The 245-nt window shown below is 52.7% G+C and carries 1 pseudogene; it reads left to right on the top strand.

Annotated elements, in window-relative coordinates:
- Positions 1-32 precede the first annotated feature (32 nt).
- Positions 33-245 (top strand): annotated as a pseudogene (locus A142_RS19285) (TrbI/VirB10 family protein); the annotation flags it as partial.

Consider the following 245-nt stretch of genomic DNA (forward strand, 5'->3'; position numbering starts at 1 on the left):
CGGACTTTGTGACGCGAGGGAAGGGGTAGCCTGTGAGTACATTTAAAGAAAGGCTCGCACCCATGAAAAAAGGGGGGTGGCTGCTCGTTATCGCGTTACTTGTTGTGTTGATTGTGGCCATGCAAAAATTCAGCATAACCCCTCAAGAAGAAGAGGTGGTGCCTACGTCGCTACAGGCCGAGGCACAAATTCAAACTCAAACGCCATCGGTACGCGAGAGCATTGAGGGGATCACCACCGAGCGC

The sequence above is a fragment of the Vibrio splendidus 12E03 genome, assembly GCF_000272105.2.
GTDB classification, from domain to species: Bacteria; Pseudomonadota; Gammaproteobacteria; order Enterobacterales; family Vibrionaceae; genus Vibrio; species Vibrio splendidus_I.